This window comes from Phreatobacter sp. (assembly GCF_016793595.1).
Taxonomy (GTDB): domain Bacteria; phylum Pseudomonadota; class Alphaproteobacteria; order Rhizobiales; family Phreatobacteraceae; genus Phreatobacter.
In genome coordinates, this window is the sequence record NZ_JAEULY010000008.1 from 1 (window position 1) to 18,110 (window position 18,110).

The following is an 18,110-nucleotide window of genomic DNA, read 5'->3' on the forward strand; positions in this document are numbered from 1 at the left end:
CTTGAAGTTCGTGTTGACCTTGTTGAAGGCGTTGAGCGTGTTGGTGCCCATGGTGTTGACCGCGACGATGACGACGGCGGCGATGCCGGCGGCGATCAGGCCGTACTCGATGGCGGTGGCGCCCGAGTTGTCCTTGGCGAAACGAGCGAGAATGGTCTTCATGACTGACTCCTAGTGTCCACGTTAGCGCCTCGTCGGCGTCGTCCGCCGGTGCTTGTTGCTGGCCCGTTCGAACTGTCGCGACACTAGCAGTCACCTCTTGCAGGTTCGTTAAATCGACCCCTTGATTTCGTTAAATGCCGCTAGGTCTTGGACTTGGTTAATTCGCTCTTGAGCCGTGTAGTTGCTGGTTTCTGAATTGGAAACGGTGTTCGAATAGTCATTAATAGTTCAAATGAACTGGAATAAATACAAGAGTGCTAGTTGATCTTCCCTGCGTTAAGACGCTGGGATGACGAGTAGGGGGAAAGAAGATCGCGCCTCGTGCAGGGATCGAAAAAGCCGTAGCGGGAAAATTGGCAATTCGTTCACCAATTTCTGGTTAGGCTGCCGCACGATTTGTCCCAGTTCCCCAAGTCCGGAGCTTGCAAGATCATGGCGGCCAAGACGATGGCGACGCTATCCGGTTTCCGGTTCTCCCTGCTGGCCGTCGGCCTTCTCGCCGGCACGGGCGCGCTCGCCAACGAGCCCCAGCTTGCCGCTGCCCCGCCTTCGGCCCATCAGGCGGCCGTCGCCGACATGCTGGCCCACGGGCTGACGGTGACCATGGATCAGGCGCGCATCGTGCGCCTGCCCGCGCGCGTGACGACCCTGGTCATCGGCAATCCCCTGATCGCCGACGCGACCGTGCAGAGCGGCGGCCTGATGGTGCTCACCGGCAAGAGCATCGGCTCGACCAATCTCATCGCCCTCGACCAGCGCGGCGAGCAGCTCATGTCGGTGCAGATCCGCGTCCGTCCGCAGAACGACGCCGTGGTGCAGGTTTATCGCGGCGTCGAGCGCGAGACCTATTCCTGCACGCCGAACTGCGAGCGCACAATCGCCATCGGCGACTCCAAGCCCTTCTTCGACACGGCGCTCGGCAATTCGAGATCGCGAGACGGAGCCGCGTCCACGCGCGGGGCCGCCGCCGCCCGGTAGCGCCGCGTCCCTGCCAAGCGCGTGAAACTGCCCCGGAATCCGCGCGATCCGGGCAACGGTTCGTCAACGGGTTTCCGCTAAGACAGGCCAATGCAAAGCTCGATGGTCCATGCTCGGGACCAGGGAGGCGGGGGCATGTCTGTAGCGTCATTGAACCGGTGGCGGGCCGCCGAAGCCCTGCGCAAGGTGCGCAGCGGCCTCGTGGCCCGTGGCTTCGTCCGCCCGAAGATCGTCTCGCGCTTCAACCGCGACAAGGACGGCACGGCCGCGCTGGAATTCGCCTTCGTCGCCGGCCCGTTCCTGTTCCTGCTCTTCGCCATCATCGAGGTGGCCATGGTCTTCTTCGCCGGCCAGGTTCTCGAGACGGCGACGGCCAATGCCTCGCGCCTGATCATGACCGGCCAGGCCCAGACCCAGAACTTCGACCAGACCGCCTTCAAGAACGCCGTCTGCCAGCGCACCGACGTGTTGATGACCTGCGCCGGCATCGCCGTGGACGTCCGTACCTATGCGAGCTTCGGCGCGGCCGCGACCGGCAAGCCGACCACCGGCACGGGCGCCGTGAACTACAGCGGCATGAGCTACAATCAGGGTTCCGGCGGCGACATCGTCGTCGTCCGCGTCGTTTACGAATGGCCGGTTCTGATGCCGTCCTTCGGCCTGACCGTCGGCGACCTGCCCAACGGCAAGCGGTTGCTGATGGCGACCGCCGCCTTCCGCAACGAGCCGTTCTGAGAGGCGCGCGATGGGCACTGTTCGGATCACCGCCCTGCACCGCATTGGCGACCGCGTCCGGCAATTCCTGTCGCGGGCCGGCCGTGACGAGAGCGGCATCTCCGCCGTCGAGTTCGCGCTCATCGTGCCGGTCATGTGCACGCTGTTCCTCGCCAGCGTCGAGACGACGCAAGGTCTGCAGGCCGATCGCAAGGTCTCGATCGCCGCACGCACCCTGTCGGACCTCGCCTCGCAGGCGACGATCATCGCCAATGCCGACATGACCAATATCCTGGACGCCACCGCCGACGTCCTCGCGCCGTTCCCGATGGCCAATGCGCAGGTGGTCGTCACCGGCATCCAGACCGACATCCTCGGTATCTCGCGCGTCGTGTGGAGCGACACGCGCAACGGCACGCGCTACACCTGCGGCCAGCCTATCGCGGTGCCGGCGCAGCTGAAGCCGCTGCTCGGCACGGCCGGTTTTCTGGTGCTGGCGGAGGTCAAGTACGCCTACACGCCGACCATCGCCTATCTGATCTCCGGAACGGTCACGCTGTCCGATCGGCTCTATACCCGTCCGCGCATCGGCGAGACGGTCAGCCGCACGCCGAACCAGGGCACGGGCTGCATCTGATCACCAGCGCTCCGTGGCGACAGGCGGCAACGTGATCCCGATATGCCGGGCCATGCCCTGTGCCGCGGCCTCGGCGGTGGCGAAGGTCGCCTGGAGCAGGTAGCCGCCCGTTGGCGCCTCCCAGTCCAGCATCTCGCCGGCGACGAATGTGCCGGGTAGCGCTCTAAGCTCGAAATCCGCGGTGACCTGATCGCGCCTTATCCCGCCGGCGCTGGAAATGGCGCGGTCCAGCGGACGCACACCCAGGATCGTCAGCGGCACGCCCTTGATCAGGGTGGCAAGGGCGAGGGGATCGCGGGGCGGTTCGGCGCTGGCTTCACGCAGGAGACTTGCGGCCTGCGGCGCGAGGCCGAGCTTCTTCTTTAGCACGCTCGACAGGGAGTCCTTGGAGCGGGCCGATGCGATCCGCATCGCCAGCGCAGCCTCGGTCAGGTCGGGCTTGAGGTCGATGGCCAGGCGCGCCGCGCCATGGACCGCCACCTCGTCGCGCAGAGTCGCCGACAGCGCATAGACGACGCCTCCCTCCAGCCCCTCGGCCGTGATGACGGCCTCGCCCGCCGCCGAGCGCGATCCACAACGGGCAACGATACGCTTCAGCGGGCTCCCGGCGAAGCGCGCGGCAAAATCCGCCGACCAGTCGATCTCGACGCCCATGTTCGCCGGCGCGAGCGGCCGGACGCCGATGCCGGTCCGTTCGAGAACGGGGACCCACCCGCCGTCCGAACCCATGCGCGGCCAGCTCGCTCCGCCGAGCGCCAGCAGCACGACATCGCCGGTAGCCGCTTCCGCTTCCTCCGGCCCGTCAAAGGCGAGCGAGCCGTCGGATCTGATGGCGGTGAACCGGCGGCGGAAGCGGAACGCCACACCCTGATCGCGAAGCCGGGCGAGCCAGGCGCGCAGCAGCGGCGAAGCCTTGAACGATCGGGGAAAGACCCGGCCGGATGAGCCGATGAAGGTTGCCTCGCCGAGACCTGCCACGAAGGCGCGCAGCGCCGGCGGTGGAAAGCCGTCCAGCGCCGGGGTCAGCCAGCCGCTCGCCTCGCCGTAACGGGCGAGAAAGGATGAACGAGGCTCCGAATGGGTCAGGTTGAGCCCGCCGCGGCCGGCGAGCAGGAACTTGCGGGCGGGGGAGGGCATGCGGTCATAGACCGTCACCGCAGCGCCGCCGGCCGCGAGCCTGCCGGCGACATGGAGCCCCGCCGGTCCGGCGCCGACGATCAGGGCACGCGGACGCCCGGCGCTCATGCGCCCAGATGCGCCCGCACCGCGTCGCGTTCGGCTTCGCGGAGGTGCAGGCCGAGCTTGGAGCGTCGCCAGAGCACATCGTCGGCGGTCTCGGCCCATTCCTCCCGCTTCAGATAGTCGATCTCGGCCTCGGTGAGCCCCGCGCCGAAATGCTTGCCGAGATCGGCCATGGAGGTAGCCTCGCCGATGATTACCTTGGCCCGCGTGCCATAGGCGCGGGCGAGGCGGGAAGCGAGGTCCTGACCGAGGAACGGGTGGCTGCGCCACAGGCTCTCGGCGGCGGAGACCGGGCTGTCGAGCGAAATGTCGCCACCCGGCAGTGCCGCACTTGCCGTCCAGCCCGCCTTGCCGGAGAGCGCCGGCAGGTCTTCCGCAAGTTCGTCGAGCGCGCTCATGGCGAGCCGGCGATAGGTTGTGATCTTGCCGCCGAAAATGGAGAGCAGCGGCGCCTGGCCGGCCGCGCCGTCCTTGTGCAGCACGTAGTCGCGTGTTGCTTCCTGCGCGGCGGAGGCGCCGTCGTCATAGAGCGGCCGGACGCCGGAATAGGTCCACACAACGTCCGAGGGCACGATGGGCTTGGCGAAATACTCGCTCGCCGCCGCGCACAGGTATCGAATCTCGGCCTCCGTCGCCGCGACAGCGGCCGGGTCGCCCTCATAGTCCTGATCGGTCGTGCCGATCAGCGTGAAGGCATCCTCGTAGGGGATGGCGAAGATGATACGGTTGTCGGCGTTCTGAAAAATATAGGCGCGGTCGTGGTCGTAGAGCCGGGGCACGACGATGTGGGAGCCCTGAACGAGCCGAACCCGCGCCGGCGCGCGGCTCCTGGCCGGGCCGGTCAGGAAGGCTTCCACCCAGGGGCCGGCGGCATTGACCAGCGCCCGCGCGGCGATGATCTGCGTCTCGCCGGTGCGGCGGTTCTCGACGGTGACACGCCAGAGACCCTCCGCCCGTTCCGCGGCGACAGCGCGATGGCGGGTAAGAATGGTTGCGCCGCGCATCCGCGCGTCCATGGCGTTGAGCACCACCAGCCGGGCATCGTCCACACGGCAGTCGGAATATTCAAAAGCCTTCGCATAGCCGGCTTTCAGCGGCCGCCCCGCCGTGTCCGTGCGGAGATCCAGAGTCTTCGTCGGCCAGAGCCGCTTGCGGCCGCCGAGATGGTCGTAGAGAAACAGGCCGAGCCGCAGCAGCCAGGCCGGACGCAATCCGCGATGATGCGGCAGCACGAAGCGCAGCGGCCGGATGATGTGCGGCGCGACCGCCCAGAGCACCTCACGCTCGATCAGAGCCTCGCGCACCAGCCGGAACTCGTAGTGCTCAAGATAGCGCAGGCCGCCATGGATCAGTTTCGTCGACCAGGACGAGGTGCCGCTGGCGAGGTCGTCCTGTTCGACCAGCGTGACGGAAAGCCCCCGCCCCGCGGCATCGCGGGCGATGCCCGCGCCGTTGATGCCTCCGCCGACCACCAGAAGGTCGACCGCTTCGCCGGCCATGCGATTCCTCGGAAAAGATGCCTTGTCCGATGGGTCTGACGCCTTTTGGCTTCCGCCGCAAGGGCCGGCGATGGCAGGATGCCGGCCAAGAAGCATCGGGAAGCGCATTTCGGGGAGCAGCGCATGGAGCCGGTCATCGTCGCGGTCGATCAGGGAACGACCTCGTCGCGCGCCATCGTGTTCGGGCAGGACCTCGCGGTGCGCGCGGTGGAGCAGCGGGAATTCACCCAGCATTTCCCGTCCTCCGGCTGGGTCGAGCACGACCCGGAGGAGATCTGGACCACGGTTGTCGAGACCGTGCGCGGGGCGATGGCGAAAGCCGGCGTATTGGCGCAGGGCGTCGCCGCCATCGGCATCACCAACCAGCGCGAGACCGTCGTGGTCTGGGATCGCGCGACGGGCCTGCCGATCCATCGCGCCATCGTCTGGCAGGACCGGCGCACCTCGGCCGAATGCGCGCGGCTCAAGGCGGAGGGCCAGGAGGCGCTGGTTCAGGCACGCACGGGCCTTGTCATCGACCCCTATTTCTCCGGCACCAAGGTCGCGTGGATACTGGACAACGTCGAAGGCGCCCGGGCGCGCGCGGAGCGCGGCGAACTGGCTTTCGGCACCATCGATTGCTTCCTGCTCTGGCGGCTGACCGGCGGCAAGGTCCATGCGAGCGACGCGACCAATGCCGCGCGCACCATGCTGTTCGACATCCATCGCGGTGTCTGGGACGAGGAGCTTTGCCGGCTGTTGCGCGTTCCCATGGTCATGCTGCCCGAGGTGAAGGACTGCGCCGCGGCCTTCGGCGCGACCGATCCGGGACTGTTCGGCGGCGCGATCGCTATTGGCGGGATGGCCGGAGACCAGCAGGCGGCCACCGTCGGGCAGGCCTGTTTCGAGCCGGGCATGATGAAGTCGACCTATGGCACCGGCTGCTTCGCCCTGCTCAACACCGGCAGCGAGGCGGTGGCGTCCAGGGCGAAGCTGCTCACCACCATCGCCTATCAGCTGGCGGGCAAGCGCACATACGCCCTTGAAGGCTCGATCTTCGTGGCGGGTGCGGCGGTGCAATGGCTGCGCGACGGCCTCGGCATCGTGAAGATGGCGGGGGAGACCGGCGCGCTCGCCGCGGCCTCTGATCCGGAACAGGAAGTGATCCTCGTGCCGGCCTTCGTCGGCCTCGGCGCGCCCTATTGGGATGCCGATTGCCGCGGCGCGATCTTCGGACTGACCCGCGGCACCGGGCCGAAGGAAATGGCGCGCGCGGCGCTGGAAAGCGTCTGCTTCCAGACCGCGGATCTGCTTGCCGCGATGAAGGCCGACTGGCCCGCCGCCGGGAACGCGGGAACCGTGCTCAGGGTCGATGGCGGCATGGTCGCCTCCGACTGGACCATGCAGCGCCTTGCCGACATCCTGGATGCTCCGGTGGACCGCCCGCACGTCAAGGAGACGACCGCTCTCGGCGCGGCCTATCTCGCGGGTCTCTCGGCCGGCCTGCTGCCGCCGCCGGAGGATTTCGCCAAGCGCTGGAAGCTGGAGCGGCGTTTCGCGCCCGCGATGGATGCGGCCGCCCGCGATGCCAAGCTCGCCAGCTGGAAGGATGCGGTGGAGCGCACGCTGACGCGGCGCTGAACCGGCTTACATCAGGTCGAACGGCACGACCTTGCGACGGTCGGTCGGCACGCGGATCTCCCGGTCGATCGGCGGCACGGCCCGCTGGTGGCAGTTCGCGCGCTCGCAGATGCGGCAGGACACGCCGATCTTGGCGACATTGGCCTCGGCCTTGAGATCGAGGCCCTCCGAATAGACGATGTCGCCGGCATAGGAGATCTCGCAGCCGAGGCCGAAGGCATAGCGCCTGACTGGCGCGCGCCAGTGGGCGGCGCCCTTGGTCACCGCGCGAGCGAGCGAGAGATAGCGGATGCCGTCCGGCATTTCAGCGACCTGGACGAAGGTCCGGCCGGCCTGCTCGAAGGATTCGTGGACGTTCCAGAGCGGACAGGCGCCGCCGAAGCGGGCGAACTGGAAGCGCGTTGCCGAGTGCCGCTTGATGACGTTGCCGGCCCGGTCGACCTTGACGAAATAGAACGGAATGCCGCGCTGGCCGGGGCGCTGCAGCGTCGAGAGCCGGTGACAGATCTGTTCGAGGCTCGCGCCGAAGATGCGACCGAGCCAGTCGAGGTCGTGGCGCGTCTCCTTGGCCGCGGCGAGGAAGCGGCGATAGGGAAGCAGCAGGGCGCCGGCGAAATAGTTGGCGAGGGCCACCCGCGCGATGTCGCCGGCCGCCCTCGAGCGGAAGCCCGCCTGCGACACGATCCGCGCCATGGTTTCCGACTGTTCCAGCCGGGCGATGCGGTTGGCGAGCAGGAAGGCGCGGGTCGCCGAATCCAGCGAGCCGTCGAGCGCGACGACATTGGGGCCGGCCTCGTAGCGCTCCAGCACGTCGTCGCCGAGATTGGCATTGGCATCGACGTTGAGACCGTGCCGGGCCGCGAGATAGCCGGCCAGAACCTGCAGCCGGTCGCTGGCGGCGGCGAGGCCGAGGCGCTCGGCAAGGTCCTCGCCGGCGCGGTCGAGATCGTCGACGTAGTTATCGACATAATGGAAATAGTCGCGAACTTCCTCGTAGGGGAGCAGCGCCGCTTCGCCCTCCTCGGAGGGAGGCAGGTAGGGCGTGTCGCCGGCGGCCTGCAACCGCTCGCCGAGCCGCCGGGCGGTCTGGTGCATGCGCAGAAAGGCGCGGGCGAAGGCCGGACTGTCCACCGCGACGCGCTTGAGATCCTGAAGGCTCGGCGCGCTGTCGGAGAGCATCGGATCAGCGGCGGCCTCTCGCAGGTCGGTGACGAGACGGTCGGTATCGTCGGCCGCGAAGGTGGCGAGATCGACGCCGAAGGTCTGGCCGAGCGCCACCAGCACGCCGGCCGTGGCCGGGCGCTGGTTGTTCTCGATCTGGTTGAGGTAGCTGACGGACAGGCCGAGGCGCTGGGCGAAGGCCGTCTGAGTGAGGCGAGCATCCTCCCTCAGGCGGCGCAGGGCGGGCCCGATGAACACCTTCCGCGACATTGCATCCTCCGTAAGACAGATGAAGGCGCGTTCGGCCTAGGTCGAACTATATCAGCCATAGGGTAGAAGTGCAAAAATTTCGCAATTTCGCTGCATGGTCTTTCGCAATTTGACGATCGCGCCCGCGGTGCTAGCCTTCGTCCCAAGCAAGATCTGCGATCAGCGGACGAACCAAGTGACAAGGAGGAAGTCATGATGCCGGTCGATATGTCCGCGAACCACCGCGAACCGCTGCGCGTTGCCGTCCACCACGCATTTCCGATCGTTGCCGAGACCCTGGAAGCGCTGGTCCGCGCCATCCAGCCGGGTGCGATCGCGTCCGATCCGTCCAAGGCGGCGCTCGTCATCGCGACGCTGGGCGAGATCGATGGTCTCGACCTGGCGCCCGATGCTCGCGTCGCGGTGCTGATCGATCATGCCGACCGCCGCCCCGTTCAGGAAGCCCGCGCCCGCGGCGCCGTCGCCGCGCTGCCGCTGGACCTGACAGCCGATCATCTGCGGGCGGCGCTCGATGCGGTCCTCGCCGGACGCAACTGGTGGCCGGCCGTTGCCGCCGCCGATCCCGAGGGCACCATGTCCTCGTCGCGCCGTCTCGACGCGCTTTCAGGGCAGCAGTTCAAGGTTCTCGACCTGATGAGCCGCGGCCGGCTGAACAAGCAGATCGCCTATGACCTCGGAATTTCCGAGGGCACCGTGAAGTCCCACGTTTCCTCGATCCTGCGGAAGCTCGGGGTCGAGCGCCGCACCCAGGCCATCGCCACTTTCATCACCGCCCAGGATGGCGGCACGCGGATGCCGCCGCGCGCCGTCCTCGGCACGGCCGGCGCCGCTCATCTGTCGCGCGCCACTCATGCGGCCCGCTGAGGTTCGCTTTCTCCCGAGTGCATGAAGACCTCCTGAGAAACTGATGGCCGGGCGAAAGCCCGGCCATTTTTCGTAATCGCCCGGTCCGGCGACAGGACCTTCCCCGATAGCAGCCGCGACACACGGGCATTAGACTGGCGGCTCGCCCATCCTGCGCATCAACGGGAGCCCGCCATGACCGGCCGAATGACCCGCGTAGCCCTCGCCGCCGCCCTCGTCGTCTCGACAGCCGCCTCCGCCGTCGCGCAGGACTATCGGGGATGGTCCTGCCGCGATCTCTGGGTCGAGCGGAACCGGATCTTCAAGGACGCCGGCTACTGCTTCAACACGCAGCGGGCGGTGCGCTATTTCGGCAATGCCGGCTGCATGTACGACCGGCAGGCCGATGTGCCGCTCTCGGCCAACCAGCGCCGGATCATCGCGGAAATCGTACGGGTCGAGCGATTCGCGGGCTGCGCCGACTGAGCGGACGGTTCGGGTGAACCGCCGGGCCGCCGCCCTCTGCGCGCTGGCCGTCCTCGCCGCGCCGCGCGTGGTGCGGGCGCAGGTGCCGATGCGCGAGAGGCTCACCCGCCTCGTCGCGGCCTATCCGGACCATCTCGCCGGCATCGACGACGATACGCTCATCTGGACGGACGGCACGCGCATGCCGACCGGCGCGGACCACCCGGCCCGCCCCTTCGACATCATGCTGAAGGATGCGACGATCGCCGACCAGCTCCGGCAGGACTATTCGTCTGGCCGGCCCGATGGGCCGCCGCCCCGCGATCACAGCCCCGGCCGGCTGCGCCACACGGCTCTCTTCGTGAAGATGTATGGCGATTGCCGGCGTGCGGCCGCCGCCGGCAGGCACAGATTCGTGACCTGGATGCCGCGGACGCGGCCGCAGGACCTGCCGGTGACGGCGGTGAACGATGTCGCCGGCCGGCTGGATCGGGTGATCGGCGGGTTGGAAGGTCTGCCGGACCGCTTCAGGGCCTATCTCGTTCCGTCAGCCGGGACATTCAATTGCCGGACCGTGGCCGATACCGGCCTCCTCAGCATGCATGCCTTCGCCGCGGCCATCGACCTCAACGTGCAGCATTCGGACTACTGGCGCTGGGCGCGCTCGCGCGGCGACATCCCCTACCGCAACCGCATCCCCTACGAGATCGTGGAGGTCTTCGAGGCCGAGAAATTCATCTGGGGCGGCAAATGGTATCACTACGACACCATGCATTTCGAATACCGGCCCGAGCTGTTCGGGTGAGGCGCGGAATACCCCGTCAGAGAATGAACCGGCTGAGGTCGGCGTTCTTCGCGAGATCGCCGACGGTCTTCTTCACATAGGCCCCGTCGATGGTGATCGTCTCGCCGGAACGGTCGGGAGCCGTGAAGGAAATCTCGTCCAGCACCCGCTCGATGATGGTCTGCAGCCGTCGGGCGCCGATGTTCTCGACGGATGCGTTCACGTCCACGGCGAGGTCGGCGATGGCGTCGATGGCATCGTCGGTGAAGATGAGGTCGACGCCCTCGGTTTTCAGCATCGCGATGGACTGGCGGGTGAGGCTCGCCTCGGTTTCGGTCAGGATCGAGCGGAAGTCCTCGCGGCTGAGCGCGCTCAGCTCGACGCGGATCGGCAGCCGGCCCTGCAACTCGGGAAGCAGATCCGAGGGCTTCGCCACGTGGAACGCGCCCGAGGCGATGAACAGGATATGGTCGGACTTTACGGGACCGTGCTTGGTGGCGACCGTCGTGCCCTCGATCAGCGGCAGCAGGTCGCGCTGCACGCCCTCGCGGGAGACCTCGCCGCCGCGCATTCCCTCGCGGCCGCAGATCTTGTCGATCTCGTCGAGGAAGACGATGCCGTTGTTCTCGACGATGCGGATCGCCTCCTGGACGAGGTTGTCCTGATCGACCAACTTGTCGGCCTCTTCCTGCACCAGCGGTTCGTAGGCTTCCTTGACCGTGGTGCGGCGCTGCTTGGTGCGCCCGCCCATCATCTTGCCGAGCATGTCGTTGAGGTTGGCGATGCCGATCTGGCCGCCCGGCATGCCCGGAATGTCCATCATCGGCATGCCCTGCGGGTTGCCGGCGGCAACCTCGATGTCGATTTCCTTGTCGTCCATCTCGCCGTCGCGCAGCTTCTTGCGGAAGCTCTCGCGGGTCGCGGGCGAGGCGGTCTTGCCGACGAGCGCGTCGAGCACGCGCTCCTCCGCGCCGAGATGGGCCTTGGCCTGCACTTCCTTGCGCTTGGTCTCGCGCACGAGGCCGATGCCGACCTCGACGAGGTCGCGGACGATCTGCTCGACGTCGCGGCCGACATAGCCGACCTCGGTGAACTTGGTCGCCTCCACTTTCAGGAACGGCGCATTGGCGAGCTTCGCCAGCCGGCGGGAGATCTCCGTCTTGCCGACGCCGGTCGGGCCGATCATCAGGATGTTCTTCGGCAGCACCTCCTCGCGCAGCGTCTCGTCGAGCTGCAGGCGCCGCCAGCGGTTGCGCAGCGCGATAGCGACGGCGCGCTTGGCATCCTTCTGGCCGATGATGTGGCGGTCGAGTTCGGAGACGATCTCGCGGGGAGAGAAGTCGGTCATCGTGTCTCTGGCGAAGGGACTTGGCTGAAGGCGAGAGATGGCGATTGCGTGCCCGGGGTCAAGAACCCGGTGGCGCGGCCCCCGCCTGCCACTGCTTTATCGCCTCCACCGGATGGATCAGCATGAGGACATTGAGGGTCATGTTGTCGCGGATGGCGAACAGAAGCCCGACCTCCAGCACGATCGCCAGTCCCAGCGTCGCCCAGGTCGGCAGGATCGCCGCGACAAGGAAGCCCAAAATCATTGCCAGCGTGTCGCCCATCGAGTTGACGATGCTGTCGCCGACGTAGTCGAACGAGATGGTCGCGGCCCGATAGCGCTCGATGATGACCGGCGTATTCTCACCGATCTCCCACGCAGCTTCGAGGAACACCGCGATCAGCAGCTTCAGCCAGACCGACGAGCGCGGCAGGAACAGCCAGGCGAGGAAGTAGAACAGGAAGCCGTGGACGACATGGGAGAACGTGTACCAGTCGGTCAGGTGTTGGGAGTTCTGCGAATCCAGAAGCCCGTGCCAGAGCTTCACCGTGCCGCAGGTGCAGATGACGACGCGGCCCATGGCGTAGAGCGCGCCGGCCTGCACCGCCATCATCAGGATGATGAAGGGAAGGGCCTTGGCGAGAGGCATGTCGAGGATACCGCGCGAGCGCGAGGCGGCAGAACCGGAAACCGGCAGGAAGGGGCTCGATGACGTCATGGCCCGTGACTAGCATCCGAGGGGCTGCAAGTCATGGACCCCCGCTCATGCCTGACGATCACGGATCGCTGGCCGTAACATCACGGACTCGAAGCCCGTGATGTCGCGCGTCAATGACCTGAACGCACAGGCCGTCATCGGTCAGCCGATGCTCTCGATGACGATATTGCCGTTCGTATAGACGCAGATTTCGCCGGCGATCTGCATGGCCTTGCGCACGATCGCCTCGGCGTCCTTGTCGGTGTCCGCGAGCGCGCGGGCGGCTGCGAGCGCGTAGTTGCCGCCGGATCCAATGGCGGCAATGCCGTTTTCCGGCTCCAGCACGTCGCCGGTGCCGGTCAGGATCAGCGAGACCTCCTTGTCGGCGACGATCATCATGGCCTCCAGCCGGCGCAGGTAGCGGTCGGTGCGCCAGTCCTTGGCAAGCTCCACGGCCGCGCGGGTGAGTTGCCCCGGAAACTGCTCGAGCTTGGCCTCCAGCCGCTCGAACAGCGTGAAGGCGTCGGCGGTGGCGCCGGCAAAGCCGGCGATGACGTCGCCCTTGGCGAGGCGGCGCACCTTGCGCGCATTGGCCTTGATGACGGTCTGGCCGAGAGAGACCTGGCCGTCGCCGCCGATCACCACCTTGCCGCCCTTGCGGACCGAGCAGATGGTCGTGGCGTGCCAGCCGGGAAATGCATTGTCGTTTGGCGAAGTCATGGAACCTCCGGAATGTTCCGTGATGTAGGCCGATCGGCGCGGGACGCAAGCGAGCAGCTCCCGCCGCCTCGACACCGATGCGCGACCCTGCGAACCTTGACCGCGTCGGCGGCTGCTCACCCCGACAACCCGCCGAGGACGTCGCCCGCCCATGCATCGCAAGGAAGGTCACCGCAAGGAGCCGCTCTATCGCCGCGTCAACACGACGGCGCGCGGCGTCCATCACAATACCGGCGGCGAGTATCGCTGGTCGCGGACCAGGGACGACCGTTTCGCGCAGGGCGCCATGTCGCAGGGCAAGCAGCGCGGCCTCGACTACACGCCGCTGTTCCGCTTTCTCCTGTCGCGCGTCGGCCGGGACTGGGACGAGGTCCATAGCGAGGCGGTCGCGCGTCTCGACAAGGAGGAGCCGATCTTCTGGATGGTGGCGCGCTCGGAGCGGGACAGGAGGCCCTATGTCATCATGGGCGAGAGCAGCTTTTATTCCGGTCTCTATGTCGACGACGACAACCGCCTCGCCGTCGTCGCGCCCGACCTTCGCAACGAGCACATGAAGCCGGGCTGCTCGTGCTGCACCCACACGTTCAACGGCTTGCCCTTCGTGCGCAAGTTCGATCCGGACGACCGCATCATGTAGCCGGCGGATGTGCGGCCAGCAGTTTCGCCGGCGCGGCGCCCCGCCACGCGGCGTTGAGCAGGGAAGAAACCAGCGGCTTGTCGGCTCCCGCGAGTTCGACGCGCGTCCAGCCCTGCCGTCCCCAGCCGCCGGGAATAGCGGAAACGACACCCGGCGCGCTGTCCACGAACATCTCCTGCTCGTCCGGCGTCAGCTTGACGTTCATGTCGCCGGCAGCGCCGAAGGTCGCGAAGATCCGGCCCTTCGTGACCTTCATCGCCGTTCGGTCGAAGTGCGGCGCGGCTGCCGTCTCGGGAAGGCCGAGAGCGAGCGCAAGGGCTTCATCGCGGGTCATGGCGGGCTCCCCAAGGCTGACCGCAGCACTCTGGCACGATCCAGGCCGGCCGATGGCAGGATGTGAGCCCGGCAACCACATCCGCCGCTTTGCCTTTCCAAACGCCTGCCGCCGCTGGTAGAAGACGCGGCATCATCGGAGAGGGTCATGCGCAAGGGCCAGATCACCCGCACCACCCGCGAGACGGACATCACCGTCTCGGTCGACCTCGACGGCGCCGGCAAGGCCGATGTCGCGACCGGCGTCGGCTTCTTCGACCATATGCTCGACCAGATCGCCCGGCACGGCATGATCGACCTGACCGTCAAGGCCAAGGGCGACCTGCACATCGACGACCACCACACGGTGGAGGATGTCGGCATCGCGCTGGGACAGGCGGTGCGGCAGGCGCTCGGCGACATGAAGGGCATCACCCGCTATGCCGACGTCCACCTGCCGATGGACGAGACCCTGACACGCGTGGCGCTCGACGTGTCCGGCCGGCCCTTCCTCGTCTTTCGGGCGGAGTTTCCGCGCGACAAGATCGGCACGTTCGACACGGAGCTGGTACGCGAGTTCCTCCAGGCCTTCGCCATGAATTCCGGCATCACGCTGCATGTCGAGACGCTCTATGGCGACAATGCCCACCACATCGCCGAGAGCTGCTTCAAAGGCCTCGCGCGCGCGCTGAGGGCGGCTTTCGCCATCGATCCCAGGCGCTCGAACGAGATCCCTTCGACCAAGGGCGTGCTCTAGATGGCCCGGCAGACCAGCTTCACCGTCCATCTCGCCCCGGCAAGACCCGGGCGGGACGCGGACGAAGCCGTCCAGTTCGTGCCTGACTCCTTTTCGTTCGTCGCTTTCCTGGTGCCTTGGGGCTGGTTCCTGTGGAACCGCATGTGGCTGACCTTCATCGTCTATCTCGTCGTCATGGCCGTGGCTTTCGTCGCTCTGACCTATTCCGGCTTCCCGCCGTCGATCCGCATGGCCATCAGTTTCGCGATCAGCTTCCTGATCGGCCTCGAGGCGACCAACCTCAGGCGACGCTCCCTGCGCTGGCGCGGCTATCGCGAGGCAGGCGTCGTCGTGGCGGCGAACCGGGAAGCGGCCGAGCGCCGCTGGTTCGTCGAGCAGGAGGCCGCACCGCGCCCGGCCTATGCGCCGGTGCCGGCCTTTGCCGCGACATCAGCGCATCCCATCGGCCTATTCCCAGAGGCCGAGCCCGGCGCGAGGGGCATCAGGTGAGCGTCGCCATCGTCGATTACGGCTCGGGCAACCTCCACTCCGCGCAGAAGGCCTTCGAGCGGATGGCGCGCGAGCGCGGCCTGAATGCGCCTGTCCTGGTCACCGCCGATCCTGACCTCGTCCGCAAGGCCGACCGCATCGTGCTGCCGGGCGTCGGAGCCTTTGCCGACTGCAAGCGCGGCCTCGTCGGCGTGCCCGGCATGGTCGAGGCCATGACGGAGGCGGTGCGCGGTCGTGGCCGCCCCTTTCTCGGCATCTGCGTCGGCATGCAGCTGATGGGCGGGCGCGGGCTCGAGAAGGAAACCAGCGCCGGCCTCGGCTGGGTGCCGGGCGACATCGACCTGATCCGGCCGACCGGCGCGAACTACAAGATCCCGCATATGGGCTGGAACACGCTGAACGTGAGGCGCGACCACGCCGTGCTCGCCGGCATTCCGACCGGGCCGGACGGGCTGCACGCCTATTTCGTCCATTCCTACCACCTGACCGCGACGGCGAACGATGTGATCCTCGCCGATGCCGATTACGGCACGCTGGTCACGGCCATGATCGCGCGTGACACGATGGTCGGCACGCAGTTCCATCCCGAGAAGAGCCAGAAGCTCGGCCTGACGCTGATCGGCAATTTCCTGGAGTGGCGGCCGTGAGGCTATTTCCCGCGATTGACCTCAAGGAAGGTCGCTGCGTCCGCCTTCGCCAAGGCGACATGGCGCAGGCGATCGTCTATGCTGACGATCCCGCCGCGCAGGCCAGGAGCTTCGAGGACCAGGGCTTCGACTATCTCCACGTCGTCGATCTCGACGGCGCCTTCGCCGGCAAGCCGGTGAACGCCTCCGCCGTCGAGGCGATCCGTGCCGCGACTTCGTTTCCCGTCCAGCTTGGCGGCGGCATCCGCGACATGACGACGGTCGAGGGCTGGCTGGCCAAGGGCGTCACCCGCGTCATCATCGGCACGGCGGCGGTGCGCGATCCCGACTTCGTGAAAACCGCTGCGCGGACCTTCCCCGGGCAGGTCGCCGTCGGCATCGACGCCCGCGACGGCTGGGTGGCCGTCGAAGGCTGGGCGGAAACCTCAAGCCTTGCGGCCCACGATCTCGCGCGGCGTTTCGAGGATGCTGGCGTCGCGGCCATCGTCTACACGAACATCGCCCGCGACGGCATGCTCTCCGGCATCGACTGGGACGGCACGATCGCGCTGGCCGATGCGGTCGCCATTCCCGTCATCGCCTCCGGCGGGCTGGCCTCGCTGGAAGACGTGCGCGAGCTTCTGAAGCCCCGCGCGGCGAAGCTCGAAGGCGCGATCACCGGCAAGGCGCTCTATGACGGCCGGCTCGATCCGGCCGAAGCCATGGCGCTGATAAGGGAGGCGAAGGCGGCATGACCTTCAAGGTGCGCGTCATCCCGTGCCTCGACGTCAAGGACGGCCGTGTCGTCAAGGGCGTGCAGTTCGTCGACCTGATCGATGCCGGCGACCCCGTCGAGGCGGCCAAGGCCTATGACGCGGCCGGCGCGGACGAACTGACCTTTCTCGACATTACCGCGAGCTCCGACGACCGCCGCACCATGTTCGACGTGGTGAGCCGCACGGCCGAGGCCTGTTTCATGCCGCTCACCGTCGGCGGTGGCGTCCGCACCGTCGAGGATATCCGCGCGCTGCTGGTCTCCGGTGCCGACAAGGTCTCGATCAACACGGCGGCGGTGAACGACCGCGCCTTCGTCGGCCGTGCCGCCGACAAGTTCGGCGACCAGTGCATCGTGGTTGCCATCGACGCCAAGAAGGTCTCTGGCGAAGGCGAGGCCGATCGCTGGGAGATATTCACCCATGGCGGCCGCAAGCCGACGGGGATCGATGCGGTCGCCTATGCGCGCGAAGTGGTCGCGTTGGGCGCTGGCGAGATCCTGCTGACCTCCATGGACCGCGACGGCACCAAATCCGGCTTCGATCTGGCCCTGACCCGGGCGGTTTCGGACGCCGTACCGGTGCCGGTCATCGCGTCGGGCGGCGTCGGCGCCCTCGACCATTTCGTCGATGGCGTGGCCAAGGGCGGCGCGACCGGCGTGCTGGCCGCCTCGGTCTTCCATTTCGGCACTTTCACCGTGCCGCAGGTGAAGCGTCACATGAAGGCCGCAGGCCTCCCCGTCCGCATGGACGGCATCTCGGCATGAGCCCGGCGGATACGCTTCTCGTCCTTGCCGGCCTCTGGCTGATCGCCGTCATCACGCCCGGTCCGAACATGGTGCTGTTCATGGCGGTGGGCCTGTCGTCGCCACCATCCTCCATGTTCGCGGTCGCCGCCGCCATCGTGCTCGGCACCTGTCTCTGGGGCCTTGCCGGGTTGCTCGGCCTGTTCTGGCTGTTCGAGCTGTTTCCGGCCGCGGCCGTCGCGGTGAAGGTGGCAGGCGGTGCCTATCTCGCCTGGATGGGCCTCGGCCTCATCCGCCGCAATGTCTCGCCGCCGGCCGAGACCGCCCGCGCCAGCGCGCCGATGCTCTCCCCACGCCGCGCCTTCCTGACGGGGATCGCGACCGCCCTCGGCAATCCGAAATCGCTGGTCTTCGTGTCGTCGCTCTTCGCGGTGACCCATCTCGCCGAACAGCCCATCGGCATCGGTCTTGCGGGCGTCGGCGTCATGGTCGCGATGTCCGCAGCCTACTACGTGCTGCTGGGCCTTGCCCTCAAGACCCTGCCCTTTGCGCGCCGGCCGGGCCGCCTCAGCCGAGCGCTCGGCATCGGCACGGGCGCGGTCATGATCGCCTATGGCGGCAAGATGGTGTGGGAGCGCTAGGCAGCCGGCC

General features: G+C 67.4%; 22 protein-coding genes. 14 read left to right on the plus strand and 8 right to left on the minus strand.

From position 1 onward, the window contains the following. A partial coding sequence (locus JNK84_RS10495) for a Flp family type IVb pilin (protein WP_293423951.1) occupies positions 1-162 on the minus strand: 162 nt, incomplete at its 3' end. A gap of 432 nt (positions 163-594) precedes the next feature. On the opposite strand from JNK84_RS10495, the gene JNK84_RS10500 reads away from it, so the two are divergent. The 3 genes from JNK84_RS10500 (at position 595) to JNK84_RS10510 (ending at position 2,491) form a co-directional block, all read left to right on the plus strand. Then, the gene (locus tag JNK84_RS10500; protein WP_293423809.1) at positions 595-1,140 is read left to right on the plus strand and encodes a pilus assembly protein N-terminal domain-containing protein; all 546 of its coding nucleotides are present in this window, start codon (positions 595-597) and stop codon (positions 1,138-1,140) included. A gap of 135 nt (positions 1,141-1,275) precedes the next feature. Continuing rightward, positions 1,276-1,875: a TadE/TadG family type IV pilus assembly protein gene (locus JNK84_RS10505; RefSeq protein ID WP_293423811.1), complete on the plus strand. Its 600-nt coding sequence runs from the start codon at positions 1,276-1,278 to the stop codon at positions 1,873-1,875. 10 nt (positions 1,876-1,885) lie between these two features. Further along, positions 1,886-2,491: a TadE/TadG family type IV pilus assembly protein gene (locus JNK84_RS10510; RefSeq protein ID WP_293423813.1), complete on the plus strand. Its 606-nt coding sequence runs from the start codon at positions 1,886-1,888 to the stop codon at positions 2,489-2,491. Here the strand turns inward: JNK84_RS10510 and JNK84_RS10515 are convergent, their stop codons facing one another. Both JNK84_RS10515 and glpD read right to left on the minus strand, forming a co-directional pair. Then, positions 2,492-3,736, minus strand: coding sequence for a TIGR03862 family flavoprotein (locus tag JNK84_RS10515; RefSeq protein WP_293423815.1), 1,245 nt, complete (start codon positions 3,734-3,736; stop codon positions 2,492-2,494). Then, entirely contained in the window at positions 3,733-5,232 is a 1,500-nt protein-coding gene (glpD, locus tag JNK84_RS10520) for a glycerol-3-phosphate dehydrogenase (RefSeq protein WP_293423817.1), read from the minus strand. Before glpD ends, JNK84_RS10515 begins: the two co-directional genes overlap by 4 nt. Before the next feature lie 123 nt (positions 5,233-5,355). On the opposite strand from glpD, the gene glpK reads away from it, so the two are divergent. Then, on the plus strand, positions 5,356-6,852 hold the full coding sequence (gene glpK, locus JNK84_RS10525; RefSeq protein ID WP_293423953.1) for a glycerol kinase GlpK: 1,497 nt from the start codon (positions 5,356-5,358) through the stop codon (positions 6,850-6,852). Between the two features lie 6 nt (positions 6,853-6,858). Here the strand turns inward: glpK and JNK84_RS10530 are convergent, their stop codons facing one another. Continuing rightward, positions 6,859-8,283 (minus strand): helix-turn-helix domain-containing protein, encoded by a 1,425-nt coding sequence (locus JNK84_RS10530; protein WP_293423819.1) that lies wholly within the window; start codon positions 8,281-8,283, stop codon positions 6,859-6,861. Positions 8,284-8,475: 192 nt separating this feature from the next. Between JNK84_RS10530 and JNK84_RS10535 the strand changes: the two genes are divergently transcribed. The 3 genes from JNK84_RS10535 to JNK84_RS10545 all read left to right on the plus strand — a co-directional run bounded on the left by JNK84_RS10535 (position 8,476) and on the right by JNK84_RS10545 (position 10,396). Next, entirely contained in the window at positions 8,476-9,147 is a 672-nt protein-coding gene (locus JNK84_RS10535; RefSeq protein WP_293423821.1) for a response regulator transcription factor, read from the plus strand. A gap of 174 nt (positions 9,148-9,321) precedes the next feature. Continuing rightward, positions 9,322-9,612: a YARHG domain-containing protein gene (locus tag JNK84_RS10540; protein ID WP_293423823.1), complete on the plus strand. Its 291-nt coding sequence runs from the start codon at positions 9,322-9,324 to the stop codon at positions 9,610-9,612. Positions 9,613-9,625: 13 nt separating this feature from the next. Continuing rightward, positions 9,626-10,396 carry a M15 family metallopeptidase gene (locus JNK84_RS10545; protein WP_293423825.1) on the plus strand — a complete coding sequence of 257 codons (771 nt, stop codon included), beginning with the start codon at positions 9,626-9,628 and terminating at the stop codon, positions 10,394-10,396. A 16-nt stretch (positions 10,397-10,412) separates the two neighbouring features. On the opposite strand, the gene hslU is transcribed toward JNK84_RS10545, so the two are convergent. The 3 genes from hslU to hslV form a co-directional block, all read right to left on the minus strand. Continuing rightward, positions 10,413-11,723 carry an ATP-dependent protease ATPase subunit HslU gene (hslU, locus tag JNK84_RS10550; protein ID WP_293423827.1) on the minus strand — a complete coding sequence of 437 codons (1,311 nt, stop codon included), beginning with the start codon at positions 11,721-11,723 and terminating at the stop codon, positions 10,413-10,415. 58 nt (positions 11,724-11,781) lie between these two features. Continuing rightward, positions 11,782-12,420 (minus strand): DUF2585 domain-containing protein, encoded by a 639-nt coding sequence (locus JNK84_RS10555; RefSeq protein WP_293423829.1) that lies wholly within the window; start codon positions 12,418-12,420, stop codon positions 11,782-11,784. Between the two features lie 141 nt (positions 12,421-12,561). Then, positions 12,562-13,119, minus strand: a complete 558-nt coding sequence (gene hslV / locus JNK84_RS10560) for an ATP-dependent protease subunit HslV (protein WP_293423831.1) — start codon at positions 13,117-13,119, stop codon at positions 12,562-12,564. Positions 13,120-13,270: 151 nt separating this feature from the next. Here hslV and JNK84_RS10565 point away from each other — a divergent pair, with 151 nt between their 5' ends. Then, on the plus strand, positions 13,271-13,756 hold the full coding sequence (locus tag JNK84_RS10565; protein WP_293423833.1) for a hypothetical protein: 486 nt from the start codon (positions 13,271-13,273) through the stop codon (positions 13,754-13,756). Here the strand turns inward: JNK84_RS10565 and JNK84_RS10570 are convergent. Further along, positions 13,749-14,090, minus strand: a complete 342-nt coding sequence (locus tag JNK84_RS10570; RefSeq protein ID WP_293423835.1) for an MmcQ/YjbR family DNA-binding protein — start codon at positions 14,088-14,090, stop codon at positions 13,749-13,751. The two genes, JNK84_RS10565 and JNK84_RS10570, sit on opposite strands and share 8 nt — an antisense overlap. A 147-nt stretch (positions 14,091-14,237) precedes the next feature. On the opposite strand from JNK84_RS10570, the gene hisB reads away from it, so the two are divergent. The 6 genes from hisB to JNK84_RS10600 are packed head-to-tail and all read left to right on the plus strand — an operon-like array spanning position 14,238 to position 18,100. Further along, on the plus strand, positions 14,238-14,825 hold the full coding sequence (gene hisB, locus JNK84_RS10575) for an imidazoleglycerol-phosphate dehydratase HisB (RefSeq protein WP_293423836.1): 588 nt from the start codon (positions 14,238-14,240) through the stop codon (positions 14,823-14,825). Continuing rightward, on the plus strand, positions 14,826-15,314 hold the full coding sequence (locus JNK84_RS10580) for a DUF2628 domain-containing protein (RefSeq protein WP_293423838.1): 489 nt from the start codon (positions 14,826-14,828) through the stop codon (positions 15,312-15,314). Then, positions 15,311-15,961, plus strand: coding sequence for an imidazole glycerol phosphate synthase subunit HisH (hisH, locus tag JNK84_RS10585; protein ID WP_293423840.1), 651 nt, complete (start codon positions 15,311-15,313; stop codon positions 15,959-15,961). Before JNK84_RS10580 ends, hisH begins: the two co-directional genes overlap by 4 nt. Continuing rightward, complete coding sequence (gene hisA, locus JNK84_RS10590) at positions 15,949-16,695, plus strand: 1-(5-phosphoribosyl)-5-[(5-phosphoribosylamino)methylideneamino]imidazole-4-carboxamide isomerase (protein WP_293423842.1); 747 nt, start codon at positions 15,949-15,951, stop codon at positions 16,693-16,695. Before hisH ends, hisA begins: the two co-directional genes overlap by 13 nt. After that, a complete protein-coding gene (hisF, locus tag JNK84_RS10595) occupies positions 16,692-17,480 on the plus strand; it encodes an imidazole glycerol phosphate synthase subunit HisF (RefSeq protein ID WP_293423844.1) in 789 nt (262 codons plus the stop codon). Before hisA ends, hisF begins: the two co-directional genes overlap by 4 nt. Continuing rightward, positions 17,477-18,100, plus strand: a complete 624-nt coding sequence (locus tag JNK84_RS10600) for a LysE family translocator (RefSeq protein ID WP_293423846.1) — start codon at positions 17,477-17,479, stop codon at positions 18,098-18,100. The genes hisF and JNK84_RS10600 overlap by 4 nt, the downstream gene beginning before the upstream one ends. The last annotated feature ends 10 nt before the right edge of the window (positions 18,101-18,110 follow it).

What these genes read in the sequence shown, in the direction of transcription:
- hisF (WP_293423844.1), top strand. Translation starts at nt 16,692, where the DNA reads ATGACCTTCAAGGTGCGCGTCATCCCGTGCCTCGACGTCAAGGACGGC.
- JNK84_RS10535 (WP_293423821.1), top strand. Translation starts at nt 8,476, where the DNA reads ATGATGCCGGTCGATATGTCCGCGAACCACCGCGAACCGCTGCGCGTT.
- JNK84_RS10600 (WP_293423846.1), top strand. Translation starts at nt 17,477, where the DNA reads ATGAGCCCGGCGGATACGCTTCTCGTCCTTGCCGGCCTCTGGCTGATC.
- JNK84_RS10580 (WP_293423838.1), top strand. Translation starts at nt 14,826, where the DNA reads ATGGCCCGGCAGACCAGCTTCACCGTCCATCTCGCCCCGGCAAGACCC.
- JNK84_RS10510 (WP_293423813.1), top strand. Translation starts at nt 1,886, where the DNA reads ATGGGCACTGTTCGGATCACCGCCCTGCACCGCATTGGCGACCGCGTC.
- JNK84_RS10565 (WP_293423833.1), top strand. Translation starts at nt 13,271, where the DNA reads ATGCATCGCAAGGAAGGTCACCGCAAGGAGCCGCTCTATCGCCGCGTC.
- glpK (WP_293423953.1), top strand. Translation starts at nt 5,356, where the DNA reads ATGGAGCCGGTCATCGTCGCGGTCGATCAGGGAACGACCTCGTCGCGC.
- hslU (WP_293423827.1), bottom strand. Translation starts at nt 11,723, where the DNA reads ATGACCGACTTCTCTCCCCGCGAGATCGTCTCCGAACTCGACCGCCAC.
- hslV (WP_293423831.1), bottom strand. Translation starts at nt 13,119, where the DNA reads ATGACTTCGCCAAACGACAATGCATTTCCCGGCTGGCACGCCACGACC.
- hisB (WP_293423836.1), top strand. Translation starts at nt 14,238, where the DNA reads ATGCGCAAGGGCCAGATCACCCGCACCACCCGCGAGACGGACATCACC.
- glpD (WP_293423817.1), bottom strand. Translation starts at nt 5,232, where the DNA reads ATGGCCGGCGAAGCGGTCGACCTTCTGGTGGTCGGCGGAGGCATCAAC.
- JNK84_RS10540 (WP_293423823.1), top strand. Translation starts at nt 9,322, where the DNA reads ATGACCGGCCGAATGACCCGCGTAGCCCTCGCCGCCGCCCTCGTCGTC.
- JNK84_RS10555 (WP_293423829.1), bottom strand. Translation starts at nt 12,420, where the DNA reads ATGACGTCATCGAGCCCCTTCCTGCCGGTTTCCGGTTCTGCCGCCTCG.
- JNK84_RS10530 (WP_293423819.1), bottom strand. Translation starts at nt 8,283, where the DNA reads ATGTCGCGGAAGGTGTTCATCGGGCCCGCCCTGCGCCGCCTGAGGGAG.
- JNK84_RS10515 (WP_293423815.1), bottom strand. Translation starts at nt 3,736, where the DNA reads ATGAGCGCCGGGCGTCCGCGTGCCCTGATCGTCGGCGCCGGACCGGCG.
- JNK84_RS10570 (WP_293423835.1), bottom strand. Translation starts at nt 14,090, where the DNA reads ATGACCCGCGATGAAGCCCTTGCGCTCGCTCTCGGCCTTCCCGAGACG.
- JNK84_RS10500 (WP_293423809.1), top strand. Translation starts at nt 595, where the DNA reads ATGGCGGCCAAGACGATGGCGACGCTATCCGGTTTCCGGTTCTCCCTG.
- JNK84_RS10505 (WP_293423811.1), top strand. Translation starts at nt 1,276, where the DNA reads ATGTCTGTAGCGTCATTGAACCGGTGGCGGGCCGCCGAAGCCCTGCGC.